Genomic DNA, 14,667 nt, shown 5'->3' with positions numbered 1-14,667 from the left:
GAAGCGGCTTGTACAGTTGTTTATTTGCATAACTAGGAAGTCATCATACTCTTGGGTGGGAACCGAGTAAAGTTTAAGTAAATAAAAGTTAAAGCTTCTCAACCAAAATAGAGTGTTGACTGCCCAGGAAGAAGTGCCAACTATAAGAATTGTTGTTGTAGGGTAGTAAAGAAGCAAGATTTTCTCTATCACTCAGGACTCCAGACTCAGCACCCAGCACTGATTACTCTCAATGACAACCGTTTTAGCAATAGAAACCAGCTGTGATGAAACTGCCGTCGCAATTGTTAACAATCGTAAAGTTTGCAGCAGTATCGTAGCCTCGCAAATTCCAGTCCATCAGCAATATGGCGGGGTAGTGCCAGAAGTCGCGTCTCGCCAGCACTTGGAAACGATAAATGTTGCGATCGCACAAGCCTTTGAGCAAGCCCAACTAGACTGGGGAAAAATTGACGCAATTGCCGCCACTTGTGCCCCTGGACTTGTAGGAGCGCTATTGGTGGGGCTAACTGCTGCCAAAACTCTGGCAATGGTACACAACAAGCCATTTTTGGGAGTTCATCACCTCGAAGGTCACATTTACGCAACTTACTTGAGCGAATCAACTTTAAATCCCCCTTTTCTTAGTTTATTAGTTTCAGGCGGACATACAAGCTTGATTTATGTCAAAGATTGTGGTATTTACGAAACCCTGGGACAAACTCGTGATGATGCAGCGGGTGAAGCCTTTGATAAAGTGGCGCGATTGTTAAAGCTAGGTTATCCCGGTGGGCCAGTAATTGACAAGTTGGCACAACAGGGAAATCCTCAAGCCTTTGCTTTACCAGAAGGAAAAGTTTCTCTACCCGGTGGGGGATTTCATCGTTATGATGCAAGCTTTAGTGGGTTAAAAACGGCTGTCTTACGTTTAGTACAGCAGTTAGAAAAAGATGGTGGACAAGTGCCAGTGGCAGATGTAGCAGCTAGCTTTCAGGATACCGTAGCGCGATCGCTGACCAAAAGAGCGATCGCCTGTGCCCTAGACTATGGTCTAGACACAATTGCTATTGGTGGCGGTGTAGCAGCTAATAGCGGCTTGAGAAAAAACCTCCAAGCCGCAGCCATTAAACACAACCTACGTGTCCTATTCCCTCCTCTAAAATTCTGTACCGATAACGCCGCCATGATTGGCTGTGCCGCAGCTGACCATCTATCCCGTGGTCATACATCGCCCCTCACACTAGGCGTTGAGTCTAGGTTAGCGCTTACCCAGGTGATGAAGTTGTATCAACCTATTGAGTAGTCATTTGTCATTTGTAACCACCAATGACCAATGACCCTCAAGAGTATTGACTAATGATTACTCTACATAGATAGCAGGGCGTTTTGCCCAATACCCAATGACTAATGACTAATGACTAATGACTTATGACTAGTGACTAATGACTAATGACTAATGACTAATGACTATCGATCGAATGAGATCAGCCACAGCATCCGGCTGTTCCAACATAGCCAGATGTCCGCAATTAGGAATTTCCAGAACATTGTCACCACAGTATTGGAACAGTCTGTGAAAGCTAGCTAAATGGCGTACATACTTGGGTTCCATAACCTTGTCTTCTGCGCCAGCCAAAAAATAAACTGGCTGCTTCAGTTGGGATACTAGCTCAGGTAAACGATTGATTTCTTCTTGCGTTGTGGAGTCTAACAGAGTTCCCAGAGCCGCTTCTGGGTCAGCCACGACAAAATCTATTACCCGCTGACGTGCCCAGTAGCGCTCCAAAGGACGAGCCACACTGGCTCTGGTAAACAGTAAATCAATCAAAGGCACTTGAGAAAGCCAGCGCGGACGGACTTGCAAAAATTTCTGACCCGCCGAGCGAAACTGCTCAAAGGCTTCTTTGAGGTAAATACCACCGCCAGCGTTGATACAGATAACTCCCTTAACGCACTCAGGTATTTGATCTGCTCCCCAAAGAGCTATCGTTCCACCCAACGAGTGACCAATTAGCCAAGCACTGGTAATATTCAGCTGTTTCAGAAGAACTGCTAAATCCTGAGCATAGGCAGCAGGAGTATAAAGAGAATCGAAAGGTGAGCTAACCATACTACTGGAGATGGGCGTCAGGCTCAGAGACGTTTGTGCTCGACTAAAATCAGTTTTCACCTGGGATTGCGATTCACCAAAACCCCGCAAATCATAGGAAAGGCACTGCAAATCATCTGATAGGCGGGAAATCACAGGTTGCCAATATCCACGGCTATTAAGCCAACCGTGGATAAATACTAAAGCATGGGGGCAGGAAGTGGGAGCCGTTAGCTCGTATGCGTGTGGAACGCCCAAGATTTCGATAGTTGCCATACTTATATCGTACCCTTAAGGGTGGGTGCGACTAAATACGGAGTGCAAAGAGTTAGAAGTTAGGAATGAAGAGTTGTTAATTTTTAACTCATAACTCATAACTCCTCACTTTTTTCATTTACCCAGCAACCTCTGTCGCACTCCTTCAGCAATTTTGTGACCGAGATATTCAGGAATTAAACTTTCATTCGGCCCCAACAAGTAGAGAATTAACCGTGTACGTCCGCGCCAAACCAGTAAATTGGCATTGACTACCAGAAGGTCTTCCTGCCAGATGGCGTACATTACTTTGTAGAATAATCCTGGTTGATTATCGGCTTCAATCACTAGGGCAGGGAGATGAAAGACTGGATCGACATAGAACTCAGTTTGTACCTGCTCTAAGCCAGTGTCAAGATTGAATTCTACTGCCAGCATCTCTTCTACCTCAAACCGACCTCCTAAAGCCTCGCGAATGGCGCGACAGACATTTTCTGCGGTTTTCTCGGTCAAGGCTTTACTACCACGAGATACCAACAGTTTGATAAAAACTAACATCGGTGGACGGATCTGACCGTATAGACTCAGACCGTGGATAGTCAACCCATAAGCTGCTAGTACACCAAAAATATCACTGAGGAGAAAAGACTGGTTACGGTAAGCAAAATGCAGGGCACTTTTGCTACCTTCCGGTTTCAGCTCAATCACAGCACGTCTAGTTTTATAGAGACGGTAGGCTAGCCGCAAATTTTGCAGTTGAATTTCACTGCTGACGAATTGCTCATAAAACTGGGGAAACGCTCGGTTAAAGCGCTTTAGGAGTTCCAGTGTCGAAGATTTTAAACCAGAAGCCATTGTTAAGGGTAAGACTCGCTTGCTTTCGTCACCTGGGGACTGGGTTGTTGGGGATGGTGGGGCCCCCTCTGGGGATAAGGGGTAATGGGGATTGGCGAGGCAGAGGGCAGAGCAGTAAGAGAAGAATAATAATGCCCAATCCTTTGTATACAATACACTCCTAAGCTAACGTGCATTTTAGCTCTATACGAGCAATTGCCAGGATTCGGTTTTTCCATTTTGAATTTTGAATTTTCAATTGTTTCTATCCTTCCCTTTTGGTGAATTTCTCCTAGCCTTTACAACAAAATGCTAAAGTTGAAAATGATTGGTGTGAAACACGCTTTAACTGGCTCTTCGCATTGCAAATCCCGAAAACAACCGAAAAACTTTGAGTGTAAGGGGTAGCAAATGGGGGTAGCTATGTTAAACGTGAATCAACACTCCTAAGAGTGGAAACCAATTCAGTTATACTACCCGAACCACGTTGGCATGGGTTTTTGGAAAACTTGGTTTAGTACTCCTGAATCTGTAGCGACAACTAGGACAAACCCCTTTGAAGAGCATACAGCTGAAACTGCGGGCAACTCCAGCCCCGGTAGCATTGGCGAAGCTTCTTCAAAGGAGGCTCGGATCGTCTTCAGCACGGAACGAGACATTGACCTATATGAGCTAGAAGAACTCTGTGATGCAGTTGGTTGGTCGCGTCGTCCTCTAAGAAAAGTTAAAAAAGCTATTGAGCATAGTTTTCTCGTTGCCTCAATGTGGCAGGTGAGAGGAAACCAAAAGCGGCTCATTGGTTTTGCCCGTGCTACCTCAGATCACGCGTTTAATGCCACTATTTGGGATGTGGTGGTTCACCCAGACTTTCAAAGTCAAGGATTGGGCAAGGCGCTGATGAAATACGTTCTCAAAAAACTTAGGAGTGAAGAAATTAGTAATGTCACTCTGTTCGCCGACCCCCATGTTGTAGATTTCTACCGCACTATGGGGTTTATGGCTGATCCAGAAGGCATCAAAGGCATGTTCTGGTATCCTCACTAGCGCTAAATCCAAATAAAACCCGATTCGCACAATAAAATCAGGTATAGTAGTACAAATCTATTATTTTAATTTGGTTTGGCAAGGTTTAGCCGACCGAAGGAGCAAGTATATCTCTTGTAAAACTAAGTCGGCAGAAAAACCTTTATCAGTGTAAGGATGTAATCTAGCTCGTCTTTGCAGAAGATAAAAGATATTAGGCATAAGCCGTGTTATCTGATATAATCAAATTAATGCTTGTGTAAAAGCGCGATCGCTTTGATGGGGAGTTAAAATCAAACCAAAAAAGTCGATAAAGATAACGGGATGTAGCGCAGCTTGGTAGCGCGCCTGCTTTGGGAGCAGGATGCCGCAGGTTCAAATCCTGTCATCCCGATTTAATTAATATAGTTAAGAGTTAAGCTGGACTAAAGAGGTTTCTTTTGCTAGTGTGTGCAGTCTAATTGCATATTTTTAGGGAGAAGATCAATTAGGCTGTTCTGCTGTGGTGTTAGCTGTTAAAACCTAACAGGCAAATTTACTCCTGACACTGAGATTTATATAGATTTGAGAAGATGTTAAACCAATCTCAGATGGAACGATTAATTAAGTAATACCGTCACCGATATGAGAAAAAGCCGATAGAATGGCATTTATCATCTCCAAGGCTAGAGATGATGGAGAGGCTTTTCACTGATTGAGAAGACATATAATATGCATCTACGGCGTTTCGCAGTGAATAGCGAAGCGAAATCGAGAAAAACACAACGTTAGCACAGCCAATTTGTGAAAACGATACTATAGCAACTCTAAGTAGTTGGGGAATATTGGATTTTGACCGTTGATGCTTAACACTCAACCTCAACGCGCACAATGAATTTTTCACAACTGAAATAGATTGCTATATAACTAAAGCTAGTTGGTGCTGTGCAAATCCAACCATTTGTTTAATTTAATTGGACTATTGATGCGAGGAGCAATCATGAAATCATTTATTCGCTTAGGCGCAACATTGGGTATAGCTGGCAGTGTATTTTTAACGGGGCTTTCAGGAATAGGCAATCTCCCTGGAATAGGTAATCTAGAGGCGATCGCTCTGCCACAAGATCAGGTAGTGAAAAAGCTCCAAGAAGTACCTGTATTCACACTTACCAATCCTAAAGGCGAATTCGTAGTTCTTTCGAGAAACAACGCATCTAAGCCAATCTCGCAAGTGGGATTTTTTATTAGCAAGCAAGATGCTCAAAAATTCCTTGACAATCGGCTCAAAAAAGAAAATCCCCAGTTGGCAAGCACCCTACAGGTTAGACCTTTGTCCCTGGCAGACTACTATAAAATAGTGCAAGAAAGCAAAAAGAAACCAGACTCTGTAATTTATACTTTAGTACCGACGCAACAACAGGTAGCTTCAGCAACAAGTATGCTGAATCAAAATGGTAAAAAAGGGGAGCAATTCAATGGTATTCCCTTATTTGTACCCAAATTTAAGAAAGATAATAGCTATCTGACTATTCCCGTTGCCAAAGGCAACGAGCGGTACATCCCTTTCTTTTTTGAGAAAGAGCAAGCAGTAGCTCTGTTAGATGAATTCAAAAAAGCCGTGCCAAAGGAAGCAGACAACACTGAAATTCAGGTGGTGGATTTGTACGGTGTTATGGAAGCTCTCAATAGCAGCACCGATCCTAGTATCAATAAAATTGTTCTGTATCCATCACGCGAGTCGATCAATTTTATTCGCTCCCTGGCACCGAATCAATCACCAGCTGCCAAGCCTGCTGCCCCCGCTCCCAAAAAATAACGGTTATGCGCTCCAAGGTTGAGGTATGGGGGAGAAACATCTGATAGTTTCTGGTTTACAACTTTGGCAGTGGCGAAATACAGCTCTTAAAGCAGCGATCGCCACTGATGTCCCACCAAGGGAGGTAGATTGGCTACTCCTCGAAGTTGCTGGGTTAGACCGCTTGGCACTGCGTTTGGAGTCTTTTAAAAACTGGCCGCAAATTCAACTGCAATTGCCTCTAGAAGAGTTAGACCAACTGTGGCAGAGGCGATTAAATGACCGCTTACCAGTGCAGTATATTGCGGGAGTTACAACTTGGCGTCAGTTTAAAATTGCGGTGTCGAGTGCGGTTTTGATTCCTAGACCAGAGACAGAGTGTTTAATTGATTTAGCTGAAGCATCTGCTAGTGATGTGTCACGACACTGGGCGGATTTAGGGACTGGGAGTGGAGCGATCGCACTGGGATTAGCAGATATCTTGCCAAAAGCAACAATTCATGCAGTTGATTACAGTTTAGAAGCTCTGGCGATCGCTCAAGCCAACGCCGATAATTTGGGTCTTGCTGACCACATTCGATTTTATCAAGGTTCCTGGTGGGAGCCACTGGCATTGTTAAAAGGTCAGTTCAGTGGTATGGTATCGAACCCTCCTTACATCCCCACCAGCACCTTACCTACTTTGCAACCGGAAGTAGTTAACCATGAACCGCATCTAGCTCTCGATGGTGGCGCTGATGGCTTAGATTGCATTCGCCATTTGATAGAAATCTCCCCCAGTTATTTGCGATCGGGTGGAGTGTGGCTGGTTGAGATGATGGCAGGACAGGCTGATGCAGTGCGAGAACTTTTGCAAAATCAAGGTAGCTATTGTAAAATTCAAATTCACGCTGATTTAGCTGGAATTGAACGCTTTGCCCTGGCCTATAAAAGTTAGGAAATAGGGCATGGGGCATGGCGCATAGGGAATAGGAAAAATGCCCCATACCCGACTCCATAAAAATGACCCAAGTTTCCCTTACAAATCTAATAGATGGCGCACGCGCTGGCTTTTTAGTGAGCTTTCCCACGGATACCGTGCCTGCACTTGCAGCCATACCTGAAAAAGCAGCATTAATTTTTGCGGCAAAGCAACGCAGTCAAGATAAACCTTTGATTTTGATGGCTGCTAGTGCTGAAGATTTGTGGCTGTATGTCAAAGGTAGTGAGAATGAGTATAAAGTTTGGCGAGAACTAGCAGATAAATATTGGCCAGGAGGGCTGACATTAGTTTTGCCAGCGAGTCAACGCCTGCCAAAAGTAATGAATCCCATTGATCCGACAACAATTGGTATCCGAGTCCCTAAGAGTGCGATCGCTCAAACTATTTTGGCGCAAACAGGCCCTCTTGCTACCACTAGCGCTAATTTTTCTGGTCAGCCACCTTTGCAAAAGATGGCAGAAATTGAGACTCAGTTTCCCGAAGTTTTGACTCTAGCAACGACAGAATACCAGGCTGAAACGCTGGGGATGGGTGTACCTTCCACCGTTGCTAAATGGACAGGGATAAATTGGCAGATTTTGCGGCAAGGTGCGATCAAGTTAGAGATTTCGAGCGATAACCAGATATAGATAGCTATAATGTTGTTTCCCTGATTTTAACAACAGAGAAATCTGGAACTTTAGTTTGCGCTGTTGTGATCAATTAACAAGTTAATAATTGCCAGATTATGAATTGGAGCAACTGGATATATCTAGGAGCAGGAATAGCACTAGGTATGGTTTTTGGTCGGTTATTTGTGCGCTCGTCAAATGTTTCATCTAGCTCATCCCCAGTAGCGCCATTAGCTCAACAAGATATGCCACCAATATCGCAACAGCTACAGCAAACGCAGCTGGCATACCAAATGGCAAGGGAGATGAGCCAGTTTAAAGCTGGTTTTTTAGCGCGGACTACCCATGAATTGCGATCGCCCCTGAATGGTCTAATTGGCTTGCATCAGTTAATTTTGTCCGATTTGTGTGAAGATCCAGCTGAAGAACGAGAATTTATTGCCCAAGCTCACGAGCGAACGCTGAAACTGCTGAAGCTGATGGATGAAATTCTCACCGTTGCTAGAACTGAACATGGTACCAATAAATTAGATATTCAGCCCAGACCCTTAGCCCAAATTTTGGAGGAGGTTCATAATTTAACTTATATGCTGGCGGCAAATCGCAACTTTCCCTTGCAATTGTTACCTGCCGATCCAGAAATTTATGTTTTGGCAGATCACCTCTGGCTCCGCCAAATATTGATAAGTTTAATAGACACTGCCATTACTCAGATGGAGGAAGGCAGCATCTATATTTCCAGCAGCAGCCTATCTACAAATAATTTTGTAACCATTTGGCTGGATTTCCCAACCCATACCATACCCTGGAGCGAGCCGATTGATTTGATCAAATCTGAAGATCAGCCGACCCAAATTGACCAAAAAAACGCTCCTCTTTCCCCAGGAATGAGGCTATTAATCAATCAAACTTTGGTGGAAGTTATGGGAGGAAAGTTAGAAATCCTGCCCTCGACCATTGCTCATAATCCACCTCAGCACCTTACTAGACTACAAATTTCTATCCCCCTAGTGATTCCTGAAGCTGAACTTCTGTAGCAGGAACCAAAGCACGGTTAGCTTGGTTATATAACACCATCGTAGTAGTGGTGTTTGGTTGAAAACCAATCTTTTTGTAGAAACCCTGCTCGTGAGTAGTCATCAGGTAAACACGCTCAACCCACCTCATGCGGGGATGACTCAAAACGGTTTCTACTAAATTGCTTCCCAACCCACTACTTTGATATTTGGGATGAATGACAACATCCCAAATTGTGGCGCGATATATGCCATCAGATGTTGCTCTCGCAAAGCCAATGAGTCGATCGCTATCCCAGACGGAAATCACTGGCTCACTGTTGGCAATGGCTATACCTAAATCCTCAATACTCCGTCCCTTTGCCCAAAAAGCTGAAACGTTTAACAGTTCTTGGAGTTGGTAAAGGTCAATTTCAGACTTGCGATCGCTAAATTGAATCTGAAGATTGTTCATGTATGGCATCCACTTTTGGCAGTATCTTTGTATAGTTAAGTCATATTTTGCTAGAAATTGCAGTACGTGTATATGTATATGCAACGATTTAATCACAAATCCACTTCCACAGAGGATGAGTTCGCCCCTGCTGACGTATCCGATAAACTTGTTTTTCTAAACGTTGTTTTTCCTGCTGTGGTAGTCCGAGTAGAATATTCCGACTTTGCCAAACTAAAACAGCAGCGGTCATCCCAATACAAAAGGCTAGACCGAAGGTAGACAATGGATGGTAGAAGAGTCCAAATCTTACTGCCACCCAGGTAAAATATTGTTGCCACAGAGAAATTTCTGTATGTAGACCCCACAAGGAGACAGGCGCAACAGTCAGCCATAGACAGCCCACAAATAGCCACCTGCCATATACTGTCAGCTGATGTAGCCTTTGTACTTGTTGAGCAAACGATGGATCGGATTTCTCAGAGTCTGGGACAGTAGTTAATGGTTCTTCCGGTTGATCCATAGAGGAATAAAATTGCAAAACATGGGTGAGCAATTCAAAATGCTTTCACCCAATTGTGAAATATACACAAGTTTAACTATCCTGGGAACTCGCAGATGTATCAATTGAATCAGCGTTGTCTAACACCTGGGATTCCCCTTTCCGCTCTCGCCACCAAGTTAGAAGAGTACTGGCGATGAAAATACTCGAATAAGCTCCCATTGTGAAGCCAATAATCAAAGCGAGGGAAAAGTTTTTCAGTGTTTCTCCGCCAAATAGAAAGATTGCAGACAATGTCAGTAATACGGTTAAGGTAGTGTTGATCGATCTTGTCAATGTTTGGTTAACCGCATCATCGACAATTTCGGCAATCGGCTGTTCGGGATGGATTTTTATGGTTTCCCGAATGCGATCGTAAATTACCACTGTATCGTTGACTGAGAAACCTGTGATAGTAAGTAAGGCGACAATAAAAAGGCTATCTACTTCGATGCCCGCCACCAAACCCAAAAATGAAAAAGCCCCTACTGTGATCAAGATATCGTGGAGTAGGGCAACGATCGCAAATACAGCATAATCTAACTGGAAGCGGAAGCTCATGTAGATAGTAATACCGATGAAGGAAACTATCAGAGCTAATAGCCCAGATGTAAACAGTTCTTTTCCTAAGGTGGGCCCAACGGAGTCAATCTGGTTCTTTTGCGGGTCAAAAACGCCGATTTCTTCGCTCAAAGCGTTTTGTAACTTGGTACGTTGATCGACACTCAAATCTTTTGACCGAATTAATACACCATTTTCTACACCATTTTCTGAGACAAGTTGGATGCTACTGTCACCTAATCCCTGTGCTTTTGCTACTTCCCGGACAGCGTTGATATCAATTGGTTTGTCGCAGTTACCGGCTTTGGTGCAATCTCGGACAAACTGCAACCGCGTACCACCAATAAAATCTAAACCGGGACGTAAGGGGGAACGAATACTGGGTTGTTGCCAAGAAATCACCATTGAGATGATACCAGCGAGGATGATCGCGGCAGAAATACTCCACCAAAGCGATCGCGATTTGTTAATACTCAGTTTCATGGAGTCACCTCTGCCTTATTCGATGCTGGCAGGTTTGGACAAAAAAGTTCTGTCTTCCGCAAGGAGGGAATTGAAATTGCCAAAAACAGCAATGTCCGACTACAGGTAATTGCGGTAAACATACTCACAGCCACCCCCAAAGCTAAGGTAAGAGCAAAGCCTTTAACTAAACCAGACCCTAGCCAAAATAGAGCAGCACAAGCAATCCATGTAGTGACGTTGCTATCTAAAATACTAGAAAATGCTCGGTAAAAACCAGATTCTACTGAACGATACAGGGATTTACCAGCCCGTAATTCTTCCCGCGTCCGTTCAAAAATTAGCACGTTGGCATCAACTGCCATCCCAATACTGAGAATGAAACCAGCAATTCCCGGCAAAGTCAGGGTGACGCCCAATAAAGCGAATGTTGACCAAGTTAAAAGGGAATAGATCACTAGTGATACATCGGCAATCAATCCTGGTAGTCGATAGTAAACCACCATGAATATTAATACTAAAGTCAAACCACCGACTCCAGCATAAATACTACTTTGAATGCTATCTCTACCCAAGGTTGCTCCGACTGTCCGCCTTTCTGCGATTTCTACTGGTACAGGTAATGCACCACCGCGTAACTGCACGCCTAAGTCATTGGCTTCTTGTGCGGTAAACCTTCCTGTAATCACGGCAGAGCCACCAGTAATACCAGTTGCGGCAAATTCTATACCCACGCTAGGAGCGCTGATCAGTTCATTGTCTAGAAAAACACCAATGCTACGCCCAGTACCAGCGAGCTTTTTCGTTAAATCGGCAAACAGTTCACCACCCTTTTGGTCGAAGCGAATGCCAACATGCCAGTTGTTACCTTGAGTGGGTTCACCGTATGCATCCTTGAGGTATTTGCCAATTAGCGGTGGATTGGTGCTTTCATACAATTCTGCGATCGCTTGATTACTTTTCTGCAAATCTTCTTGATTTTTGACAATTGCTGCTTTGTCGGTACTCTTTCTTAACTCTTCTTGCTTGGCTTTCAATTCGGCTCTAGATGCTTGGAAAGCAAGCAGTTGGGTTTCTGTATTCGCTTTTTGGGTACGAAATTCTAACTGCGCCGTACCCCCTAACACCCGTTCAGCTTGCTCTGGATCATTAACTCCTGGTAGTTGCACCAATATTTTATCTGCACCGACTGTTTGGATAACTGGCTCAGAAACACCCAGACCATTAATCCGGCCTTCGACAACTTTCTTCACACCTTCCAATTCTCGGTCGGTGATTTTGGGAATATCCGCTGATGGTTTCACCTGAATTGTGAGCTGTGAACCTCCGCGCAAGTCCAGTCCAAGGGGTATCGGAATTGTGGCAATCACCGTAATAGCGGCGATTATCAGAACTAAAATCAAAATTAATAGCGATCGCTGTCTTTGCATACCATAACTCGCAACTGACAAACGCTATAATAGCGCTCTTTTATGGAGTTATGAGCAAGTATTGGGGACTGGGGATCGGGGATTGGGCATTCGGCATTGGTTATTCGCCTTGTACCCAGTCCCCAGTCACCAGTTCCCAATCCCTAGACTCGCAAAGCTACCATTTTTTCCACAGCTTCTACGATTTGCTCTGGTTGAATGATTGTCAGTCGTTCCAGATTGCCGTTATAGGGTGTGGGAATATCTTGAGAAGAAAGTCGTAGTACTGGCGCATCCAATTCATCGAATAAGCGATCGTTTATTGAGGCGATGACTTCTGCTCCAATCCCCGCTGTTCGCATGGATTCTTCCACAACAATGACTTTATGGGTTTTACGTATTGATGCACCAATGGTATCAAAATCTAATGGTTTGAGGGATATAAGGTCGATAACTTCTGGATCGTAACCTTGTTTTTCAAGTGTTTTTACCGCTTGTAGCACATGATGCCGCATCCGAGAATAAGTGATAATTGTGACATCTTTCCCTTGACGCACAACTTCGGCTTTATCTAAGGGTAGTAAATATTCTTCTTCTGGTAAATCTTCTTTCAAGTTGTAAAGTAAAACGTGTTCAAAGAACAATACCGGGTTATCATCGCGGATTGCGGATTTTAGTAGTCCTTTGGCGTTTCTTGGTGTGGAACAGGCAACAATCTTCAACCCTGGCACAGCTTGGAAATAAGTTTCTAGTCGCTGGGAATGTTCTGCCCCTAACTGCCGTCCCACACCTCCAGGGCCGCGAATTACCATCGGAATTTTAAAGTTACCGCCAGAAGTATAGCGGAGCATCCCAGCGTTGTTGGATATTTGATTGAAGGCGAGCAGTAAAAAGCCCATGTTCATGCCTTCAATGATGGGACGTAACCCAGTCATTGCGGCTCCCACAGCCATCCCAGTAAAGCTATTTTCAGCAATGGGGGTGTCTAGAATGCGGAGTTCGCCATATTTTTGGTACAGGTCTTTGGTAACTTTATAGGAACCGCCGTAGTGTCCGACATCTTCACCGAGAACGAATACGCTGGAGTCACGCGCCATTTCTTCATCAATGGCTTCCCGTAAGGCGTTGAAGAATAGTGTTTCTGCCATTTAGACCTTTTAGTACGATTATAGTTTTAGAATTTTATCGTGCTGCTGTCGCAAATACGGTGAGCGATCGCACTAGTTAGAGATTGGGTTGTTTAAACGAACCGCCCCAAGTATAGAGCGAGTAATTGCCATAACTATATCAAAGCTATTTAATTTAGATGTTATCGGTTTTATGAGCTTGATGAGCGATCGCCTCTCACTCTGGCAAACGAGAGAATCCTCTATTTATGTACTATAACGTTGACAATATACGAAAAATGTGCTTCAGAAACTCCTAGAAATCAACCCTTTCGTAGGACAGGCAAGATGCGTGTCCTACAAAATTCAAATCGCCAAGGTTGTATTGATTGATGAGACTCTCAATTTCTTTTTTGAGGGTGGCGGCTTGAGTTTCTCTATTACTGGGTAGCTCTTGCAAAAGTTTAGCTCTGGCATCAAGTTTCTGCCGCAAGCTGCGTAACTGTTCATAAATATGAGTCAATCAGGGTTATAGTAAGCGTCTGAAACGACTAAATACCATAATTCACATTATGCTTAATTTGTATAGTGCGATGGAACCGTCACGACTGGAAGTATTTGGCAATTTTTAAAATTAGAACGGCAATCTATCCAGATAGACTTAAGTGAATATTATCTTAAAGATGTCAATAAAATTTTAGGAATCTTAGCTAGTGGTATACGCTGAAAAAATTATTATGAAGTAGCGATCGCCATCCCTAAAACACCCGCTCAAAAGGTTTTTTTCGATAACGCCGATAAATATCAAAATCACTGTCCAAAGTAGCGATCGCAGCAATATCTAAGCGTTCCGAAATGACGATCAAAGATAAATCTGCAAAATCCCCTGGTAAATCTCTGTACTGAGTATTCAACTCAGCAATACGCGAAAAATCTTGCGGCAATAGTTGCTCACACTCATAGAGTTGTTTAGCAACATCTAGAAGAAACTCGTTTTGTGTACGCCAATCTAAGTTCAGCAACCACACCACTTCTGTAATACAAATGGGCGTAGTCACTAATCTAGAAGTACAGTTCTCAAAGAAGCTACGCACTTGTTGGTGATACTTATCTCTAGCGCTGTAGTACGCAAACAAAAACCCGCTATCCGCGAGTATAAGCGGATAGTAGGTCATGGATGGCGCTTATTAAGATATTTGGCGATCGCTTTCTTACGGTTTGAGCGTTCTGATAAATCCGTTGGTGCATCTTGTAGCAGATGTTCAGGGTGTCCACCCCGCCTCTCTACCAAAGTTTTACCCGCTTGTAAGGTTAGCCAGCGTTCAGCAATCAAGCGTCGGATCAACTCGCTCTTGTCCGTTTGCTCGTGAGCCAAGATATCAGCTAGCTGCCGTTCTGTTTCTTCGTCCAGCCTGACACTGAGCATAACTTTTCTCGTCCTTGCAATACGCGTATGACAAGTATAACGCGGATTAGTTAATTTTTTTTGAATTTCGCACCAGCCAAACCCAAAATACAAAAATCTCACACCCAAACACCAAAACACAACTCTGCGTCTTCGCGCCTCTGCGTGAGATTTCCCACTAAATTAG

Annotated in this window: 17 protein-coding genes and 1 tRNA gene; 8 read left to right on the top strand and 10 right to left on the bottom strand. The window is 43.9% G+C overall.

The features are described from left to right. Positions 1-232: 232 nt before the first annotated feature. Positions 233-1,282, top strand: a complete 1,050-nt coding sequence (tsaD, locus tag HWQ44_RS26335) for a tRNA (adenosine(37)-N6)-threonylcarbamoyltransferase complex transferase subunit TsaD (protein ID WP_292724804.1) — start codon at positions 233-235, stop codon at positions 1,280-1,282. A 150-nt stretch (positions 1,283-1,432) separates the two neighbouring features. Here the strand turns inward: tsaD and HWQ44_RS26330 are convergent, their stop codons facing one another. Together HWQ44_RS26330 and HWQ44_RS26325 are read right to left on the bottom strand one after the other, a co-directional pair. Then, positions 1,433-2,344 carry an alpha/beta hydrolase gene (locus tag HWQ44_RS26330; protein ID WP_292724802.1) on the bottom strand — a complete coding sequence of 304 codons (912 nt, stop codon included), beginning with the start codon at positions 2,342-2,344 and terminating at the stop codon, positions 1,433-1,435. A gap of 114 nt (positions 2,345-2,458) precedes the next feature. After that, the gene (locus HWQ44_RS26325) at positions 2,459-3,178 is read right to left on the bottom strand and encodes a hypothetical protein (RefSeq protein WP_012410214.1); all 720 of its coding nucleotides are present in this window, start codon (positions 3,176-3,178) and stop codon (positions 2,459-2,461) included. 471 nt (positions 3,179-3,649) lie between these two features. On the opposite strand from HWQ44_RS26325, the gene HWQ44_RS26320 reads away from it, so the two are divergent. The 6 genes from HWQ44_RS26320 to HWQ44_RS26295 all read left to right on the top strand — a co-directional run bounded on the left by HWQ44_RS26320 (position 3,650) and on the right by HWQ44_RS26295 (position 8,584). Further along, positions 3,650-4,201 (top strand): GNAT family N-acetyltransferase, encoded by a 552-nt coding sequence (locus HWQ44_RS26320; protein WP_292724800.1) that lies wholly within the window; start codon positions 3,650-3,652, stop codon positions 4,199-4,201. A gap of 299 nt (positions 4,202-4,500) precedes the next feature. After that, positions 4,501-4,574, top strand: a tRNA-Pro gene (locus tag HWQ44_RS26315). A gap of 585 nt (positions 4,575-5,159) precedes the next feature. Beyond that, the gene (locus HWQ44_RS26310; RefSeq protein WP_292724798.1) at positions 5,160-5,975 is read left to right on the top strand and encodes a Tic22 family protein; all 816 of its coding nucleotides are present in this window, start codon (positions 5,160-5,162) and stop codon (positions 5,973-5,975) included. A gap of 25 nt (positions 5,976-6,000) precedes the next feature. Further along, a complete protein-coding gene (prmC, locus tag HWQ44_RS26305) occupies positions 6,001-6,891 on the top strand; it encodes a peptide chain release factor N(5)-glutamine methyltransferase (protein ID WP_292724796.1) in 891 nt (296 codons plus the stop codon). Positions 6,892-6,956: 65 nt separating this feature from the next. Further along, on the top strand, positions 6,957-7,565 hold the full coding sequence (locus HWQ44_RS26300; RefSeq protein ID WP_292724794.1) for an L-threonylcarbamoyladenylate synthase: 609 nt from the start codon (positions 6,957-6,959) through the stop codon (positions 7,563-7,565). 98 nt (positions 7,566-7,663) lie between these two features. Continuing rightward, a complete protein-coding gene (locus HWQ44_RS26295; protein WP_292724792.1) occupies positions 7,664-8,584 on the top strand; it encodes a HAMP domain-containing sensor histidine kinase in 921 nt (306 codons plus the stop codon). Here the strand turns inward: HWQ44_RS26295 and HWQ44_RS26290 are convergent. The 5 genes from HWQ44_RS26290 to HWQ44_RS26270 form a co-directional block, all read right to left on the bottom strand. Further along, entirely contained in the window at positions 8,547-9,017 is a 471-nt protein-coding gene (locus tag HWQ44_RS26290) for a GNAT family N-acetyltransferase (protein WP_292724790.1), read from the bottom strand. The genes HWQ44_RS26295 and HWQ44_RS26290 overlap by 38 nt on opposite strands. An 88-nt stretch (positions 9,018-9,105) precedes the next feature. Next, positions 9,106-9,519 carry a hypothetical protein gene (locus HWQ44_RS26285; protein WP_292724788.1) on the bottom strand — a complete coding sequence of 138 codons (414 nt, stop codon included), beginning with the start codon at positions 9,517-9,519 and terminating at the stop codon, positions 9,106-9,108. Between the two features lie 72 nt (positions 9,520-9,591). Next, positions 9,592-10,581, bottom strand: a complete 990-nt coding sequence (secF, locus tag HWQ44_RS26280; protein WP_292724786.1) for a protein translocase subunit SecF — start codon at positions 10,579-10,581, stop codon at positions 9,592-9,594. Beyond that, a complete protein-coding gene (secD, locus tag HWQ44_RS26275; protein WP_292724898.1) occupies positions 10,578-11,990 on the bottom strand; it encodes a protein translocase subunit SecD in 1,413 nt (470 codons plus the stop codon). The genes secF and secD overlap by 4 nt, the downstream gene beginning before the upstream one ends. 143 nt (positions 11,991-12,133) lie before the next feature. Then, on the bottom strand, positions 12,134-13,117 hold the full coding sequence (locus HWQ44_RS26270) for an alpha-ketoacid dehydrogenase subunit beta (protein ID WP_292724784.1): 984 nt from the start codon (positions 13,115-13,117) through the stop codon (positions 12,134-12,136). Between the two features lie 88 nt (positions 13,118-13,205). Here HWQ44_RS26270 and HWQ44_RS26265 point away from each other — a divergent pair, with 88 nt between their 5' ends. Then, positions 13,206-13,355, top strand: coding sequence for a hypothetical protein (locus tag HWQ44_RS26265; RefSeq protein WP_292724782.1), 150 nt, complete (start codon positions 13,206-13,208; stop codon positions 13,353-13,355). 36 nt (positions 13,356-13,391) lie between these two features. Here the strand turns inward: HWQ44_RS26265 and HWQ44_RS26260 are convergent, their stop codons facing one another. The 3 genes from HWQ44_RS26260 to HWQ44_RS26250 all read right to left on the bottom strand — a co-directional run bounded on the left by HWQ44_RS26260 (position 13,392) and on the right by HWQ44_RS26250 (position 14,501). Further along, entirely contained in the window at positions 13,392-13,598 is a 207-nt protein-coding gene (locus tag HWQ44_RS26260; RefSeq protein WP_292724780.1) for a hypothetical protein, read from the bottom strand. Between the two features lie 235 nt (positions 13,599-13,833). Beyond that, positions 13,834-14,250, bottom strand: a complete 417-nt coding sequence (locus HWQ44_RS26255; protein ID WP_292724779.1) for a type II toxin-antitoxin system VapC family toxin — start codon at positions 14,248-14,250, stop codon at positions 13,834-13,836. Continuing rightward, positions 14,247-14,501, bottom strand: coding sequence for a hypothetical protein (locus tag HWQ44_RS26250; RefSeq protein WP_292724777.1), 255 nt, complete (start codon positions 14,499-14,501; stop codon positions 14,247-14,249). The genes HWQ44_RS26255 and HWQ44_RS26250 overlap by 4 nt, the downstream gene beginning before the upstream one ends. Positions 14,502-14,667: the final 166 nt, after the last annotated feature.

The sequence above is a fragment of the Nostoc sp. JL34 genome, assembly GCF_017114945.1.
Lineage (GTDB): Bacteria > Cyanobacteriota > Cyanobacteriia > Cyanobacteriales > Nostocaceae > Nostoc.
This window is presented reverse-complemented; position numbering and strand designations above follow the sequence as displayed.